The 19748-nt window shown below is 36.9% G+C and carries 10 protein-coding genes and 1 pseudogene; 9 read left to right on the forward strand and 2 right to left on the reverse strand.

From position 1 onward, the window contains the following. Positions 1-24: 24 nt before the first annotated feature. Positions 25-963, reverse strand: coding sequence for a hypothetical protein (locus CLV62_RS12765; protein ID WP_146212739.1), 939 nt, complete (start codon positions 961-963; stop codon positions 25-27). Positions 964-1410: 447 nt separating this feature from the next. Between CLV62_RS12765 and CLV62_RS12770 the strand changes: the two are divergent. The 9 genes and pseudogenes from CLV62_RS12770 to CLV62_RS12810 form a co-directional block, all read left to right on the forward strand. Then, positions 1411-1847 (forward strand): annotated as a pseudogene (locus CLV62_RS12770) (Arm DNA-binding domain-containing protein); the annotation flags it as partial. A gap of 226 nt (positions 1848-2073) precedes the next feature. Beyond that, entirely contained in the window at positions 2074-3726 is a 1653-nt protein-coding gene (locus tag CLV62_RS12775; protein ID WP_110311172.1) for a DUF6377 domain-containing protein, read from the forward strand. A gap of 217 nt (positions 3727-3943) precedes the next feature. Then, entirely contained in the window at positions 3944-6961 is a 3018-nt protein-coding gene (locus CLV62_RS12780) for a SusC/RagA family TonB-linked outer membrane protein (RefSeq protein ID WP_245904086.1), read from the forward strand. A gap of 18 nt (positions 6962-6979) precedes the next feature. After that, positions 6980-8467, forward strand: a complete 1488-nt coding sequence (locus CLV62_RS12785; RefSeq protein ID WP_110311174.1) for a RagB/SusD family nutrient uptake outer membrane protein — start codon at positions 6980-6982, stop codon at positions 8465-8467. Positions 8468-8486: 19 nt separating this feature from the next. Then, positions 8487-9926: a SusF/SusE family outer membrane protein gene (locus CLV62_RS12790; RefSeq protein WP_110311197.1), complete on the forward strand. Its 1440-nt coding sequence runs from the start codon at positions 8487-8489 to the stop codon at positions 9924-9926. A 53-nt stretch (positions 9927-9979) separates the two neighbouring features. Next, positions 9980-11743 carry an endo-dextranase gene (locus CLV62_RS12795; protein ID WP_110311175.1) on the forward strand — a complete coding sequence of 588 codons (1764 nt, stop codon included), beginning with the start codon at positions 9980-9982 and terminating at the stop codon, positions 11741-11743. Positions 11744-11754: 11 nt separating this feature from the next. Next, positions 11755-14253, forward strand: coding sequence for a glycoside hydrolase family 31 protein (locus CLV62_RS12800; RefSeq protein ID WP_110311176.1), 2499 nt, complete (start codon positions 11755-11757; stop codon positions 14251-14253). 25 nt (positions 14254-14278) lie between these two features. Beyond that, a complete protein-coding gene (locus tag CLV62_RS12805) occupies positions 14279-16468 on the forward strand; it encodes a glycoside hydrolase family 97 protein (RefSeq protein WP_110311177.1) in 2190 nt (729 codons plus the stop codon). A gap of 613 nt (positions 16469-17081) precedes the next feature. Further along, positions 17082-18257 carry an AraC family transcriptional regulator gene (locus CLV62_RS12810; RefSeq protein WP_110311178.1) on the forward strand — a complete coding sequence of 392 codons (1176 nt, stop codon included), beginning with the start codon at positions 17082-17084 and terminating at the stop codon, positions 18255-18257. Between the two features lie 46 nt (positions 18258-18303). Here the strand turns inward: CLV62_RS12810 and hemH are convergent, their stop codons facing one another. Continuing rightward, positions 18304-19659, reverse strand: coding sequence for a ferrochelatase (gene hemH / locus CLV62_RS12815; protein ID WP_221409245.1), 1356 nt, complete (start codon positions 19657-19659; stop codon positions 18304-18306). Between the last annotated feature and the right edge of the window lie 89 nt (positions 19660-19748).

Below are 19748 nucleotides of genomic sequence, written 5' to 3' on the forward strand. Positions count from 1 at the left end.
TGTTATTGCTTGTGTAAATATATATTAAAAAGAATATATTTTTTGACATTTATTGAGAATAGCCTCATACATTGGTCTATTTTTAGTGTAGTCAAATTTCAATATTTCTGAGGCCTCAGATGCAGCTTTTTGTATCATTCTTGGATATTCATTATTCATATCAATGAAATCGAATTGCTTCCTTTCTTGCACAAAAGACAGAAACTCTTTTTCTTTTATCAGTCCATTTTCCATCAAATTATTTTGTATATATTGAGCTACTTTAGGATGATTAAAAATCAATTCATTCAATTTTTTATTTTGTAGGTCAGCCCAATCTTTATGCTTATTTCTAAAATCATTAGTCCATTTTATTAAATATACACATTCATCAAAGTCTTGATGTTTAGAATATGTTTCATCTCCATCTCCGTAAGTTTCGCCACAAAAAGGGTGGACTTTTATATCAAATAATTCGGATAAATTTCCTGAAAAATTATCAGTGCTATTGTTAGATAAATTAAAAATCTCATTCTTAAAATATAGATTTAAGATAAATAAAGCACCCATTCCCCGAAGTAGATGTTTTATATTAGCTTTAGATAGATTAACTGAACGATTATGTTTAACAGCTTGATAAGCTTTCGTCCAATCTGCACTACTTGTTCCCCTCTTGTTAGCTTTTCTTAATGGAGTAAAGATTTTATTATCTTGGCTTTGAAAATAGAAATTAGCTGCTGAAACAATAACAACTTTTTTGCTAAGCATCCATCTTTGTTCTAATAAATCTAAGCAATCTGTGTCAAAGAATAAATCTTTATCATTAGATTTAGTACCCCCATTTATAAAATACAAATCTTTAGATATTGCTTCAATTTCAACTACACACCTAATTAACAATTCGGCTATTTCTACAGAATAAATAGAAATTTGGTTATCATCAAAATGAACGTGACTTGATAATTCTATTATTTCCTTTTCCAACTTCTTATATACGGGCCAATAAAGATTTGTCATATTTTGTGCTATATAAATTCAATTTATAAATATATCATTTTTTAAGAAAAGAAGTGTCATGTTCTGTATATTGATAATAACTTGAGGTGATTTTATCCTACTTCATTATAATTTATATATTCTTTCAACTGATACAATTTATTTAAATCTTCTATAAATTGGTTCGAGAACAGTTGCAGAGGGATCACTAAGACAATAAGAAAATTCAAGCAAAATCCTGAATAGCAGATGATATCGGGAGTTTTTCTTTTTTATACCTACCCCTATTTTAGCAGAATAAAGCACCATATCAGAGGTGAAATCGGCGAACTTTATTAGTCCACCGAACAGGATCTTTATTCATTGATTAACTGCATTTTGCGCACACTGATTTACAGCTAAAACAAGTAATTTTAAACTTTAAAATCAGGGCGTATGAAACGGAATTATTTCTCAATCCTTTTCTTTATTAAAAAGACCAAACTTCTCAAAAATGGAGAAGCACTAATCTGTTTACGGATCACTGTTAACGACCAGCGTGCAGAGTTACAGATCAAAAGAAGCATAGATATCCGCAAATGGAACAGTACCAAGGAATCTGCCACAAGAAAAGACCGCAAAGAACTGGAATTGAATCACTATCTGGAAACGCTTCGGGGCAAAGTCCTCCAAATTCATCGTGATCTGGAGATAGACAACAAACCTGTAACTGCTGAAATTATCAAAAAACTGTTCTACGGGGAGGGTGAAGCCCCAAGATGTTATTGGTCTCTTTTGAAGAACATAGTCGAAAATGCCGGGAATTATTAGGCAAAGAGTATGTCTTGGGAACTGTTCTTCGTTATGAAAGAACAGTTAAATACCTCTCTGAATGTGACGATGCTTTTCTTTGCTGTCAGGGGATCGGAATAGGCAAGTTTGAAAGCATAATCTTTTGCAAGTTGTATCTCAATAAAAAAATAGGTGACGATAAAAGGCTTGTAACAATAATATTGGGAAGATGAAGATATGGTAAAAATCACCTTTTAAGTTAAATACTTACGATAAATTTATTTAATAGTTTTATATTTGCCGATAAGCCGATTTATATACTATTCCATGAAGAAATCGTTGTTTTTGATATTTTTATTTTTCCAATTCTGCAACATATATCCAGCCATAGAAAAGGATACTATTTCTCAACATTTAGACAAGCTATTGGATAATAAGGAGATGTATATGCAGATAAAAGAGCAGAAAATATTAGAGATAAAGAAAATGCTCGAAACACCCGATATTTCGGAGACACAACGTTATGACATTAATGTGAGACTCTACGATCAGTACAAGACCTATATATCGGATTCGGCTATACATTTTGCTAAGGAAAATCTACAAATAGCATATAAATTGGATGATGCATCCTCAATTAACAAATCGAAACTGTCCTTAGCCTCCTTATATACTATTGCCGGTATGTATATAGAATCTATGGATCTATTGAAGAGTATAGATCGAAAAAAAATACCCGAACAACTACTTCTTAACTATTACGATACGTATAAACTATTGTACAGTTCTTATTCCTCAAATAATTTATATACTAATATCTATCACGAGAAGAGTAATCTCTACCGAGACTCACTTCTGAATGTTCTTGATACGGCATCTAATCACTATAAAATTGTATATTCAGAAAAATTGCTGGATCAAAATAAATTAGAGGAATCAAAACAAATTTTACAAAATCTACTGGATAAATCGGAATCTGAAGATCACGAAAGAGCAGTATTAGCTTATGCTATAGCCAATGTTTATAAAAAAGAAAGTAACCTGGAGCAACAAAGAGTGTACTACACAATCTCGGCTATTTGTGATATAAAAAATGCAATAAAAGAGAATGCATCATTGCAAGCCTTAGCTATTGTATTATATGAAACAGGAGACATAGAAAATGCTTATAGGTGTATCAAGTCCTCAATGGAGGATGCTATGTTTTGTAATGCCCGATTGAGGACTTTCGAAATATCCAAGATATTTCCGATTATAGACACCGCTTATCAGGAAAGAGTGACCAAACAAAAGGAAGAATTACAATTTTTCCTCATACTTGTCAGTGTTTTATCTCTTTTCTTAATTGTCGCAGTAATATATGTTTACTTACAAATGAAGCGAGTAGCCCGTATTCGGAAAGAGTTGTATATCACTAATGTAAAGCTGAACGAATTGAATACCGACTTACAAGAAAATAATATCCAACTCAACAATCTAAATATCGAATTATCCGAAGCAAACCGAATCAAGGAAACATATATAGGACATTTTCTCGACTTATGCTCTATGTATATTAGCAAGCTGGAGAAATATCAGAATACACTGAATAAAAAAGCAGTAGAGAAAAAACTGGATGAGCTTTACAAGATGTTGAAGTCTCATGACATGATAGATAATGAGCTGAAAGAGCTTTACGATAATTTCGACAATATATTTTTACACCTTTATCCAAACTTCGTTGAAGATTTCAACTCGTTACTGCTCGAAGAAGAGCGATTTGTATTGAAGCCAAATGAATTATTGAATACCGAACTGCGCATATTCGCTCTTGTACGCCTAGGTATTGTAGATAGTTCAAAGATTGCATCGTTTCTACATTATTCGGCAAATACAATTTACAACTATCGCACAAGGGTAAGAAACAAAGCTGCTGTACCTCGCGACGAATTTGAGTCTTTAGTAACTAAAATAGGGGTTAAATTCACAAAAAAGAGTTGATTTCAGATTATACTATCTACTTTTTTGACCCATCAATATTAGTTTATATGTTTTATATATAGACAGTTATCGGTATATCTTGTCTATATTCTTACTATATCCTATTCTTCGTCCTTTATACTCTCCTTATTTTTGTGAATATTAGTTTAGAAGCCATTCCAATTGTTAATCTTCAAAACTACTATCTTATTATAAATCTAATTTTAAATTAAATACCATGACGAATGTAAAGTCTCTTACGTGCTTGCATAGAATATGCATCCTATCTATGTGTATGCTGTTTAGCCTGTATATACTGGCTCAGGATCAGAAAAAGATCACAGGACTAATAACCGACCAACAAGGAGAGGCTATTATAGGGGCTTCGGTGGTTGTAAAAGGTACTACAACTGCTACCATCAGCGATATTGATGGAGGCTTCTCTCTGGATGTCAACAACAATTCTGTACTTACGATTTCCTATATCGGTTTTATTAGTCAGGAAGTCCCCACTTTAGGAAAAACAGATTTAAGGATTATTCTGAAAGAAGATTCTAAAATCTTAGACGAAATTGTTGTTGTAGGATATGGAGTAATGAGGAAAATTGATCTGACAGGATCTGTTTCGTCCATTTCCGCAAAAACGATTAAAGACAAACCTGTAGCTAATATTGGTGAAGCATTGCAAGGACGTGCTTCGGGCGTACAAATTATATCATCCGGAAAACCGGGAGATAATGTATCGTTTCGTATACGGGGTGTCAGTACTATAAATAATAGTGAACCATTGTTGGTAATCGACAATGTGCCTACCGATATGCCTTTGAATGCTTTGAACATGGAAGATGTAGAGTCTGTCGATGTATTGAAAGATGCTTCTGCAACTGCAATTTACGGATCACGTGGTGCAAACGGCGTTGTAATTGTCACTACGAAAAGAGGGAAATCGGGCGATGGCACTATCTCTCTTAGTGCCAACTGGGGAATACAGGAGGCTACCGATATGCCAAAAATGCTTAATGCCAGCCAGTTTGCATCGTTGCATAACGAAATGATTAAGAACTATAACAATAAGAACTATACACAACGACCCGATTTTGCCGATCCTACAGCATTAGGAACAGGTACTAACTGGCTCGATGAATTGTTTCGCACGGCTATTATGCAAAACTACACACTATCTTATTCGGGAGGTAACGACAAAAGTAACTACTACGTATCAGGAGGGGTATTCGATCAGGAAGGTATTATCTTGAACACCTCTTATCGACGTTATACAGTTCAATTCAATAGTGAGTCGAAAGTTCGCCCCTGGTTAAAATTCGGGAATAATGTAACATTAAGTCACGACACTAAGAGACAAGGTTCATACAGTGTTCGCGACGCTATGGCGGCTCTACCTACTCAGCCGGTGTTTAACGAGGATGGCTCGTTTTCAGGCCCCGGAGAACCGGCATATCAATATGGAGACGTAAGAAATCCGATAGGTAGTGCCACCCTGAATAAAGAACAAACAAAGGGCTACAATGTGTTGGCTAATGCTTTTGCCGAAATAAAGATCAAGGACAACCTTACATTCAAAACCTTAGGAGGTATTGATTTCAAATTCTGGGATAAACGTAATTTCTATCCTAAGTATAACTGGAAACCAATTCCCCAACCGCAATCCAGTCTTTATGAAGAATCGAATAAGAGTATGACTTATCTCTGGGATAATACACTAACCTATATGGAAACATTTAAAGAAAAACACCATTTGAATGTATTGATAGGCTCGAGTGCTCAAAATAATGTATATAACAAAATGAGTGCAAGTGTTCAGAATTTCCTGACAGATAACAACAATCAATTAAACAATGGACTGACAGATCCTACCGTAGGAGGTACTAAAAACGATTGGGCTATATTGTCTTTCATCGGTCGTGTCAATTATAACTATGCTGATAAATATTTATTGACAGCCACCGTTCGCCGTGATGGTTCATCACGTTTCTCGAAAGAAAATCGATGGGGTACATTTCCTTCGTTTTCAGCAGCATGGAGATTATCAGAAGAATCTTTTTACAATAAGAATAAATGGGTAAGCGATATTAAAATTAGAGCAGGATACGGCGAAACAGGAAACCAAGACGGGATAGACAACTATGCATACTTCACCCGTTTGAAAACCGGGCAATATGTATTTAACGGAACACCCGTTTCTACGCTATATCCTAAGGTTATGCCTAATCCTAATGTGAGATGGGAAACAGTAAAACAATGGAATGCCGGAGTAGACTTGTCGTTATTAGATCAACGTATTAATCTTGTTATAGATGCTTATATCAAGAATACCTCTGATATGTTGGTCCCCATGTCAGTACCTATAACAACAGGATATTCGGATATAGATGTACCTCGTATAAATGCCGGAAAGGTAAGAAATAAAGGTATAGAGGTAACTATATCTTCTCTAAATATGAAAGGTGCTTTCGAATGGAACACCGATTTTAATGTATCATATAATAAAAACGAAGTAATAAGCATGAATGATGGAGTCCCTTTATTTGTAGGAGACGACATTAACATGACAAAAGTGAGAGTGAGCACCGAAGGCCATCCTATCGGCTCATTCTATGGCTACGTAACCAATGGTATATTCCAAAATCAACAGGAAGTCGACAGGTATGCTATACAAGTACCGGGAGGAACAGCACCGGGTGATATTCGTTTCAGGGATTTAGACAATAATGGCATAATCAATGCCGATGACCGTACCTATATCGGTAATCCGTCGCCCGAATGGACATTCTCAATAAATAATACAGTTGCTTACAAAGCATTCGATTTACAGGTTTTCTTACAAGGTGTAGCAGGTAACGATATATACAACGCAAATAGAATATGGCAGGAAAGTATGTCTATCCCCCAAAATCAAACCATTAAGGTATTGGATAGATGGACAGGCGAAGGTACAAGCAATAGCTTACCACGAGCTATATTCAGTGACCCTAACCAAAATGTGCGTCATTCGGATCGTTTTATAGAAGACGGCTCGTATCTAAGAGTGAAAAATATGACTTTGGGTTATACGCTGCCTAAATCTATTTCACAAAAAGCCTTTCTAAGTACCGCTCGCTTTTATATCTCATGCCAAAACTTACTTACTCTTACCAAATATTCGGGATTCGATCCTGAGGTAAATGTAAGTGGTGTCGATTTAAGTACATACCCTGTTAACCGTACGTTGAGTTTTGGTGTAAACGCTAAATTCTAATTCAAAAAAATATTGATTATGAAAAAAATACTATATATAGGATTGTTATCCATCTCGGTTCTATTTGTTTCATGTTCCGATTTTCTGAACAAAGAGCCTTTCGAAGATCCCAGTGCCGAAACTATAAACGACGAAGCCTCTGCCATAGCTTTAGTGAATGGAGCTTATCAGCCACTCCAACGCCCTAAACTATATAATATGAGAATCTGGACACTTGATATTGTTGCCGGAAACAGCGAAGTGGGTGCAGGCGGAGGAACCGATGGTATCGAAACTATTACTCTTGCCAATTTTGTAACCACAACAGACAATGCAGCGGCACTCGATATATGGAGAGGCCCCAATCCCGGTATTCTTTATTGCAATACTGTTCTTGAAAATGTTCCGAACGCGAATATAAGCGAGTCATTGAGAAACAGATGTATCGGTGAAGCTAAATTCCTGCGTGCACACTATTTCTTTATATTAGTCCGATTGTTTGGCGATGTACCGATGGCTTTAACGGCATTGAAGCCCGGCGACGATTTACTCCCCACACGTACTAATAAAATGACAATTTACAATGATGTTATTATTCCCGATCTGAAAGAGGCTATAAACTTATTGCCTGCCAGAGAAGAGTACAAAGGTAGCAATGTTGGTCGTGCATCAAAAGGAGCGGCAGCAGGTATGCTGGCTAAAGTATATCTCACATTAGGTATGTATCAGGAATGTTTGGATATGTGCAATCTTGTGGAAAGTTTGGGATATACTCTCAATCCCGATTATAGTGACTGTTTCGGCGGCGAACCACAAAATAAAAATACACCGGAATCATTATTTGAAGTTCAATATTATGGACTTACAAAAGCAGGCTTTTGGGATGATGAGAACCAAGCCTCTTGGTTAAGTACTTATATGGGACCTCGCAACAGCGGTTGGGTAGGCGGAGCATACGGCTGGAATCAACCGACTGAGGAATTTGTAAGTCAATATGAAGAACATGATTTGCGAAAAGATAAAACTATTCTATATGAAGGAGGGCCCGCGTTCGATGGAAAACAGTATAAGAAATCGATGTCGAGTACAGGCTATAACGTTCGCAAGTTTTTAGTGCCACTATCAGTATCTCCCGATTATAATACGAACTCAGCCAGTGTAATCGTATTACGTTATGCGGATGTACTATTGATGAAGGCAGAAGCTTTGAACGAATTAGGGCAAACAAAAGAGGCACAAGAACCATTATATCAGGTGCGTAAAAGAGCAGGGCTAACCACACGGGCAGATGTGGAAGGATTAAATCAAGATCAGATGCGTGAGAAGATTCTCAAAGAACGCCGTATCGAGTTGGCATTTGAGGGACATCGCTGGTTCGATATGATCCGTATCGATAACGGACAGTATGCTTTAAACTTCTTACACTCTATCGGTAAAGTTAATGCAACAAGTAAACATTTGCTGTTCCCTATTCCTCAAAAAGAAAGAGATGCTAATCCTAACTTGTCTCAAAACACAGGCTATTAATCAAAAAAATGAACGTATTATGAAATCATATAAAATATTAAGTTTATTGACCCTGTTTTCCCTATTCTTCTTTTCATGTACCGATGAGAATGATACCGAATACAACAAAGGAAATCAGCCATTAGAAGTAAAGGCTTCGAGTGAGAATATTGAACTGGATGCTGTGAATCCTGAAACAAATGCGCTGACTATCTCATGGACATCGGGTTCCAATCAAGGAACTAATAGTGTAATCTCTTACACATACCAAATGGATGTGCAGGGTAAAAATTTTGAGAAAGGGCTTACGCTCGATTTGGGACAAAACATCTATGAAAAGGTTTATAAGAACGAAGAACTTAACGACTTACTTATCTCATGGGGAATAGTACCTGAAACAGAAGTTGTAGTAGATGTACGTGTAAAGGCTACTGTTGCTTCCGATGCCATTGAGCCAGCCATGTCGAACATTCAAACGATAAAAATAAAAACGCACAAGCCTATAACCAAATCTCTATATCTGATAGGTGATGCTACTCCTAACGGATGGAGTGCCGATAATGCAACCGAGATGACTCCTATAAGAAATACACCCAAAGGATTTACATGGACCGGTAGGCTTAAAGCCGGAAAGTTTAAATTTATAACTACCTCAGGTGAATTTGCACCCTCGTACAATAAAGGAGCTGATGACACCAAACTATATCTACGTGAGAATGGCGATGATCCGTATGATAAGCAATTTGAAATTACCGAAGGTGGAAATTATAAAATAACCCTCAATCTTGCATCGTTGGCTATTTATATAGAAAAGACCGAAGGTGCCGAGTTTACAGAACTATGGTTTGTAGGAAATCCTACAGGATGGAGTTTTAAACCGATGACGGTAGACCCACTTGATCCATTTGTTTTTCATTACAATGACAACCTTTCGGCAGGAGGAGAATTTAAAATAGGAACAGTCTCCGGTAGCTGGGATGCAGCTTTCTTACGTCCTGAAACCAATGGAGCTGGAATTGAAGCTACCAAGGTAGTTAAATGGGCAGGAGATCCCGACAATAAATGGAATATCCCCGGAGGAGTTTATAAAATAGCATTAGATACACGTGAGATGAAAATCAACATCGTTCCATTTACTCCTTATACAATGATTTATCTTGTAGGAGACGCTTCGGCTAATGGATGGGATATTGGTAATGCTACTGCTATGAGTGCAGGTGATACCCCTTATAAATTCAAATGGTCAGGTTCATTAAATACAGGCGAGTTGAAATTTACCTGCGATAAACAAAGCGATTGGAATGGTGCCTGGTTTACAGCTACTCAGGGAGATATGCCGGCAAACGGACAATTACAACAAATGGTATTTACTGCTAAAGGTGCAGGACTCGATTACAAGTGGAAAATAACAGAAGGCGGTAGCTATACAATCGAATTCGATCAGTTGAAAGAAACTGTTATTATCAAAAAAAATAATTAGTTAAACACTCTGTGGTGCCGTATTCTGCGGCATCATAGTAAAATATAAATAGCATGAAAAATAGATATACTTTTTTAGCAGTAGCCCTATGTAGCTTCTTCTTCATATCTTGCGATGATTACTATGATACGAAGAACGATCCTATAACCTATGGCGATACTTATTTGAGTCTCGACTTGAATACAGATAAGGCTGTTTATAAACCCGGTGAGACAGTTCATTTTTCATTGAAAGATAATCCCGGTAATAATTTGAAAGTACGGTACTCATATTTGGGTGAAGTACTCAAGGAAGAAAACCTATCAGGTAAATCGTGGACTTGGGTAGCACCATCCGACGATTTCAAGGGCTATCTGGTTGATATATATGAATCGGCAGGTGGAAAAGAAATAATACACCAAAGTATAAGTATTGATGTTTCGTCGGACTGGAAAAAGTTTCCGCGATATGGATTCCTTTCAGGATACGGGAAACTATCAGATAGTCAAATCGAGAAAAACATAGAAGTATTAAACCGCTATCGTATCAATGGCATACAATTTTACGATTGGATGAACGACCATCAACGCCCATTGGCAGGTACAGTCGAAAATCCTGCTGCTACATGGATCGATTTAATAGGACGTACTAATTATCTTTCTACTGTAAAAGGATATATCAGTGCGGCTCATAATAAAGGAATGAAAGCGACATTCTACAATCTGGCTTTCGGTGCTTTAAGTAATGCAGCAGCCGACGGAGTAAAAGAAGAATGGTATATTTTCAAAGATGCTGATCATAATGAAAAAGATAATCACCATCTTGATGCTCCGTTTCGTAGTAGCATTTATCTTACCAATCCTGCTAATACCGAATGGCTGAATTATTTGATACAGCGAAATAAAGATGTGTACAGCGTATTCGATTTCGATGGTTATCATATCGATCAGCTAGGCGACAGAGGCACTGTTTATGATTATAACGGCAATGTGATAAAACTTCAGAATACTTATAAGTTGTTTATTGCAGCTATGAAACAGGCTAATCCGACAAAAAGTTTGGTAATGAATGCAGTTAACCAATTCGGACAAGAAGAAAGTATTGCCAAATCGGATGTCGATTTCTTATATACTGAAGTGTGGGATCCTAATAAATCGTTCGAACAACTGGTTCAGATCATCCAAAATAACGATGCGTATACTAATAATACGAAACGAACAGTTCTGGCTGCTTATATGAACTATGATAAGTCGAATAGCGCAGGATTTGTAAATGCTCCCGGAGTATTGTTGACTAATGCCGTGATCTTTTCATTCGGTGCTTCTCATCTTGAATTAGGGGAACATTATCTGGCGAACGAATATTTTCCGAACTCTAACTTGCAAATGAAGACGGAACTAAGGCAGTCGATGATAACTTACTATGACTTCTTGGTTGCCTACCAGAATATATTGCGCGATGGCGGTACTTTCACTTCTTATAACCTGCAATGCACCAACTCTAAAATGACATTGAATAGTTGGCCTGCACAACAAGGTAATGTGGCAGTAGTAGGGAAACGATTTACCGATAAGGATGTATTGCATCTGATCAATTTTACCAACGCCAATACAATGGAGTGGAGAGATAAAAACGGAACTCAGGCAGAACCGACTCTCATTGCCGATACAGAATTGAAACTGGTTGCAGCAAAATCGGTCAAGAACATTTGGGTTGCATCACCTGACACGAATAAAGGAGTTGCACAAAAGATTGCATTTAATCAAACAGGAAATGAAGTCGTATTCAACTTACCATCTCTGAAATATTGGGATATGATTGTTGTAGAATACCAATAAAAACGAAATAAATGAATAAAATCAAATATATATTATTGCTGTCTCTGCTGATTCCGTTAAGCCTTTTAGCTTCTGCTGATAAGGATGCGAAAGAATGTATTTCTTACACTAAGAATGGTAATCAGGTAATATTTAATAGTAAAGATGGGGCAAAGCTCTCGCTGACTATAAACAGCGGTTCTGTTGTAAAGATATGGTTCGATCCTACAGGTAAGCTTACACGCAGCAACGAATCTTTTGCTGTTGTGAACGAAAATCTGGAAGATGTAGGCGAAATAAATGTAGACGAGCAAGCTGCTTGTTACGAGATATATACATCCAAACTACGTATCAGGTTGAATAAAAATCCGATGCAATTGCAAATCTTCGATAAATGGCAAAAGCTAATTTTTAGCGATTTCAAACAGATTGGACACGTATCTGATGCTACATCTAAGAAAGCCTATAAAATATTGCGTAAAGACGAGCAATTTTTTGGGTTGGGCGAAAAAACTGGTCCATTGAATCGCCGTGGTCGTGAGTATAAAATGTGGAATAGCGATAAACCTTGCTACAGCACATCCGAAGATCCACTTTATAAAAGTATTCCTTTCTTTATGAGCAACTACCGTTATGGTATCTTTCTGGATAATACCTATAAAACAGAGTTTAAATTTGGAACGGAATCGGATGAATACTATTCGTTTGAAGCACCCGACGGTGAGTTTATTTATTACTTCATTTTCGGAAAAGACTATAAAGAAATTCAGGAACAATACATTTCATTGACAGGAAAACCAATTATGCCACCTAAATGGGCACTTGGGTTTTCGCAATGTCGCGGACTTTATACAAAAGAGGCACAGGCATTAGAAATAGCTGCCGAATTTCGCAAACGCCGGATACCCTGCGATATCATTTATCAGGATATCGGTTGGACGCAGGGACTTCAGGATTTTAACTGGCGAAAAGGTAATTATTCCAATCCTAAAGCTATGTTCGAAGCATTGAATAAACAAGGCTTCAAAATGATTTTGTCGCAAGACCCTGTTGTTTCGCAAGCAACAAAAGAACAATGGGAGGAAGCGGACAGATTGGGTTATTTCGCAAAAGATATCCGTACAGGCAAATCGTACGATATGCCTTGGCCGTGGGGAGGTAATTGCGGGGTGGTTGATTTCACACTACCCGAAGTTGCCGACTGGTGGGGTAAACTCCAACAAAAACCATTGGATGATGGTGCCAGAGGTTTCTGGACTGATATGGGAGAGCCTGCTTGGAGTAACGAAGAAGATTTGGATCGCCTAAACATGAAGCATCACTTGGGTATGCACGCCGAAATACATAATGTATATGGGTTGACATGGGATAAAGTTGTAAAAGAACAATTCGAAAAACGTAATCCAAATAAGCGGGTATTTCAGATGACCCGCGCTGCTTATGCAGGGCTTCAACGCTATACATTCGGCTGGACAGGAGATAGTGGAAACGGAAACGATGTACTCGAAGGATGGGGGCAAATGGCTAATCAGGTTGCTATGGGTATCTCTGCCGGTTTAGGGGGTATCCCTTTCTGGACTACAGATATATCGGGCTATTGTGGCGATATAACCGATTATCCGGCTATGGCTGAGCTGTATACCCGTTGGATGCAGTTCGGCGTATTTAATCCGCTAAGCCGTGCGCATCACGAAGGAGATAATGCAGCAGAACCTTGGATGTTTGGTGAGGTTGCAGAGCAAAACAGTAAAGCTGCTATCGAATTGAAATATCAACTCTTCCCTTATCTCTATACCTATGCCCGCAAGGCACACGACACAGGTTTGCCTATTACAAGAGGTTTGTTTATGGAGTACCCGAATGATGAGGAAGCGACCAGGATAAACGATCAGTTTCTTTTCGGAGAAGAACTCTTAGTTGCCCCTGTACTGAAAAAAGGAGAGCGTGTAAAACGTGTTTACTTACCCGAAGGCGAATGGATCGATTTCAATGATAAGCAAACCGTTTATCTTGGAGGTCAGACCATAGCATATAAAGCGCCATTGAACGTAATTCCGATTTTCGTAAAAAAAGGGTCTATTATTCCTCAAATGCCAATCATGCAATATATTCACGAGAAGAAAGATTTTCCTATATTGGTCGATATATTTCCGAATTACACAGGCGAAAGTACCAGCTTCGAACTATATGAAGACGAAGGGGAGAATCAGGACTATTTGAAAGATATTTTTTCGAAAACCAAGTTTACCTGTTCGACATCGGATAATGGATATTCAACCGATATGGTATCTACAGACAATGGTTTCAAACAATCAGAAAAAAGAAATATCGTTTTAAAGTACCATCTGGAAACTAAGCCGAAAAACATACTTGTAAACAATAAGGCTGCTAAGAATGTAAAAGCCGATGATATTACAAAAAATATAGACTCAGATTTCAAATCTATACAATGGTCTTGGGATGAAGCTAAAAAAGAGTGTTGGGTAAAAATACCTGACGAAAGAGGAACTGTAAACATATCCGTAAATTAAATCAAAACTAAATAATAAGAGGATAATGAAGAAACTATTTTTACTGTTGTGTATTTCTGTTATGATCAATTACATGATGGCACAAGAATTAAAATCACCAAATGGCAATCAAGTCTTAATATTTTCAGTAAATAATGTAGGCGAACCTGTTTATACATTAACCTACAAAGGCAAAGATATTATTAAGCCGAGTAAGCTTGGATTAGAATTGTTTGCTTCTGAAAACGTGAAATTTGGTGCGGAAGTTAAAAAGGAAAAAGAACCCAAAACATCTTTGTACGACGATTTTAAAGTTGTAGATGTAAAAAGTACATCATTCGATGAAACCTGGCAACCGGTATGGGGCGAAACAAAAGATATTCGGAATCATTACAACGAAATGGCTGTAACATTGAATCAAAAAAGCACAGACCGTAATATGATTATTCGTTTCCGATTGTTTGACGATGGTCTGGGCTTTCGCTACGAATTTCCTCAACAAAAGAATCTGGCGTATTTCGTAGTAAAAGAAGAACTAACGCAGTTTGCGATGACCGGAGACCATATTGCTTACTGGATACCGGGCGACTACGATACTCAAGAGTATGATTATACGACATCGAAATTATCAGAAATCAGAGTAATTAATGAAAAAGGACGGCAGGGTAATTTGTCTCAAACCGGTTTTTCGGAAACAGGAGTACAAACATCTTTACAAATGAAAACTTCAGACGGTATCTACATCAATCTACACGAGGCTGCCTTGATCAACTATGGTTGTATGCATCTGAATCTGGACGATAAAAATTTTGTTTTCCAATCATGGATTACCCCTGATGCTAATGGGACAAAGGGTTATCTGCAAGCTCCTTGCACCTTGCCGTGGCGTACGGTTATTGTAAGCGACGATGCCCGTGAAATTCTTGCGTCTAATATGACATTGAACCTGAACGAACCATGTAAAATAGATGATACATCGTGGATCAAACCGATGAAATACGTGGGAGTATGGTGGGAAATGATTACAGGAAAAAGCGAATGGTCGTATACGTACGATGTTCCAAGTGTTTTAATTGGTGTTACCGATTTTACAAAAGTCAAGCCTCACGGGCGTCATGGAGCGACAACTGCCAATGTGAAAAAATATATTGATTTTGCAGCACTTCATGGTTTCGACGGAGTATTGGTTGAAGGCTGGAACATCGGTTGGGAAGATTGGTTCGGACATTCAAAAGATTTTGTTTTCGACTTCCAAACTCCATATCCCGACTTCGATATTGATGAGATACATCGTTATGCAAAAAGTAAGGGTGTAAAAATGATTATGCATCACGAAACCTCATCTTCGGTTCGCAATTATGAACAACAGATGGATGCGGCTTATCAATTAATGAATAAATATGATTATCCAGCAGTAAAGAGCGGATATGTAGGTGATATTATTCCTCGTGGCGAAAGTCATTACAGCCAATGGATAAACAAACACTATCAATTTGCAGTAGAAAAGGCAGCTAAGTATAAAATCATGGTCAATGCACATGAAGCAGTCCGTCCAACGGGTATTTGTCGCACATGGCCTAATCTGATAGGTAACGAATCGGCTCGAGGAACAGAGTATCAAGCATTTGGAGGAAGCAAGCCTAATCATGTGACTCTATTACCGTTTACTCGCCTGATCGGTGGTCCTATGGATTACACACCAGGAATATTTGAAATGAATATTTCGAAAATAAATCCGAGCAACACTTCTCATTGTAACTCTACTTTAGCCAACCAACTAGCTCTTTATGTAACCATGTATAGCCCATTGCAAATGGCAGCCGATTTTCCTGAACATTACGAACGTTTTATGGATGCCTTTCAGTTTATAAAAGACGTAGCCGTAGATTGGGATAATAGTAAATATCTTGAAGCAGAGCCGGGAGAATATATTACCGTGGCTCGTAAGGCAAAAGGAACAAATAATTGGTTTGTGGGTAATGTTGCAGGAGAGAAAGGCTATACTTCGAGTATTACTTTCGATTTCTTAGATGCAGACAAAACATATATTGCAACTATATATGCCGATGCAAAGGATGCTCATTACAAAACAAATCCGCAGGCTTATACTGTACGTAAAGTTCTTGTGACAAATAAATCTAAATTGACACAACCGTCTGCTCCGGGTGGAGGTTATGCAATTAGTATTTTTGAGATGACTGATAAAGCTCAGACTAAAGGTCTGAAGAAATTATAAAATATACTGGTTGGTTTTAGCGCAAAACAAATAAGCTAAGTACTCGTAATGAATAAAAATTATAAAAGAAACTGATGGAGTCGTAATTTTCATTTAGAACTCTTTTTTCTTAAATTGTGAGAAAATTTCTATCTTTGAATTATAAACAGCTTGTAAATACAAGTAAAATGCAGAAGCCAATCTGCTACGAGATAGGTGGAGTTTGTAAAAAAAATAGACTTTAAACTTATTGATATAGTGATGAATACAAAGGAGTATTCAATCCCAGCGGGATCACAAGAAGAGAAAGATATTTCTCGGACAAGTTAAACAAAACCTCTCTAAACAACAGTTTAGGGAGGTTTTGTTATTTTTGGCGGATATTTTAAGGATATTCTAAAGCCAGATTAAACCGAAAAATCCCTTAGTTCTGTGCTTGTTGTAAGGAAATGTAATATAAGAAAACAGGTAGTAATACGGATATAATCTAAACAATTCCCACTCGATGATAACTAACTGAATCATAGTCGCATATGTGTTTTTGAATTAAAAATATAATTAGTAGTTATTTTTCTGGATAATTATATATATTTGCTAGTAAAATGATCTTAAAAGGGATTTAATCTAATACACAATGCCCACAGATATTTTTCTTATTCTCACAGTAATACTCACCTCTCAAGGCATCACGCTGTTGATTGTAAAGAGTAGCTTCAGAAAAAAAGAAACTATTGTATTATATGGGGTCTATTTTATCTTTAATGCGTTACTTAGTACTATCCTTATCTATGGTACTTCTTATAAGATAGTACTATTGGAGTATCTACGCGGATATGCACTCTTTTTCACTTTCTTCTTTCTTTTTATGGCTTGGAACAGCATTGTTGTACCGGCAAAAAAATGGGTGAGATTTTCTTTGAAAGTGATGATCGCGGGTCTGGTCGTAAGTACTTTTCATGCAATTAACTTTGCACTCTATACCATCGAAGAGCAGACCTTTTTAATAGGAAATTCATACAGTAACATTTTAAGAAGCGAGTTCTGGGGAATAAAAATCTCTACTATGCTGATTATCATTGTCACCGGATATCTTATTGTTATTTACATGAAGCGTATGATACGCGTCAATATACTGTTTCTTAATTATATTATGGATAGCTACTCTTATATTGAAGAATCGTTGATCAAATATAAAAACGGTATAATAATTTCTGTCCTGTTTGTGATCATTGCATTTCTGACCGATCTGATGATGATTTTTTATGATAACATGTCAGTTGTAATAATTTACACGGTGTACCAGTTATTATATGTCTATATTGTTGTCTATATTGTTTTCGATTTTGCCGCTTATGAAAAGTATGAAAGTAAGGTGACAGTGTATTTTGCCAATTTTTTAGCTGAAACTAATACTGTGGAATTTAATCTATTCTTTCCTGTAAACCCCAAAATTTCATTTGATGATAAACACGAAGAGCTGCGTAGAAGACTCATTGCATATTTTGAAGAGTCGAAGCCATATTTTTCCAAAAAGCTTATTATGAATGATGTGGCTCGGGATCTGAATACCAACCGTACTTATATTTCAAAGATTATCAATACAGATTTTGACACCACATTTTTTAATTTTGTAAATGTTTTCAGGATTGAAGAGGCCAAAAGGCAGATGGAAGCAACATCTTCTTACAGTTTAAAAGCGATCGCTGATAGTTGCGGTTTCAGCAGCTATACAACCTTTGTTAAGTATCAGAAAATGTACTCCAACAAATCTGCTGATTGGTACGAAAAACGGGAAACTATTTCCAAATGAATGAGTTTTGTTTCGATGCCATCGAGCTATTATGAACGTAGAAAGATCAAATATAAGGTGATACTATTTCCTTGACAGCATCTACCCATCGGTCATCGGCATTAAGGCTTTCTACCATAGTCAGCTTTTGCCCGCCATTAGCAATGAAAAGTTCTTTATATTCATAATCGATCTCCACAATTGTCTCGAGACAGTCAGCAACGAATGCAGGAGCAACTACTAACACACGTTTGATTCCTTTAAGTGGAAGTTCTTTCAATGTTGCATCAGTGAATGGTGTCAGCCAATAATTGGACAGACGAGATTGAAATGAGGTTGAATAGCTTCCTTTTGACAATCCTAAACGTTCAGCCAGAAGACGGGTTGTTTCATAACAAGTCGCTCTGTAACAGAACTTGCCATGTGCAGGCATAACCTCATGACAGTTACATCCTGTGGTTGAAATTTTCGGATGAATTTTGTCCGTATGCCGAGTTGGTAATCCGTGATAAGAGAAAAGAATAAAATCATAATCCTCAAGGTTATATGATGATATCCGATGTGTGAAAGCATCCAGAAATAAGGGATGATTATAGAATTGATTAATTACATGAACACTTGGTACTACATTCCAGTCTCTGATTTCGTCCCATACTGTTTCGATAGCTGACGATGTTGTGGAAGAGGCGTAATGAGGGAAAAGAGGTAAAACGATAATTTTACTATATCCTTCTTTACGAATTGCATTAAGAGTCGCCCGTATCGATGGATTCTGATAACGCATTGCCAGAAAAACAGAGGCTTTGTCTCCTAATTTTTCCTGAAGCTTATTTTTCAATTCGACGCTGTTGATTAATAGGGGAGAACCTTCTTTTGTCCATAACTGCTGATACAGTTTAGCAGATTTAGGTGCACGGAAAGGGACGATGATAAAATTTACCAGTATCTTTCTGAAAAGCCATGGTAAATCGATCACTCTCTTATCATTAAAAAACTGGAACAGATAACGGCGTACTGCTTTAACAGTAGGTTCATCAGGAGTTCCTAAATTCAGCAGTAATACAGCTGTTTCATTATTATTTCCGGAGTTATTCATTGTCAATTCTTGTATGTTGATATTCTTTTCTTTCTTTGTTTTTCTATAAAAACGACCTATACTTTTCTTCTGGAACTCATAGAAGAAACGATATTGACCGAAAATAGTTCCCACAACTATCAATAATATCTGATATGCAGGAATCAAAATCAATATATAAAGCGGAACCTTTATCCAAAGGGATGTTTCAGATGTGATTCCAATCCATTCAAATACAAATTTCCGTACAACCATGGCAGCACTACCCGTAACAGAGAATACAATGAAGATCATGGTTAATTGCCAATGGGAATTAATATTCCATTTTGTTTTAAATTTTTCAAACATTCTTTTCCAGAATTACAATTTAAGTTCGCAGAACTATTTATTGCTTTGGCAAGCAAAATAGCGATAGATAGTTATGCCCTTTAAATATA

Origin of the sequence: Indolivaga alginatilytica (assembly GCF_003201355.1) — a bacterium.
Taxonomy (GTDB): Bacteria; Bacteroidota; Bacteroidia; order Bacteroidales; family Dysgonomonadaceae; genus Dysgonomonas_A; species Dysgonomonas_A alginatilytica.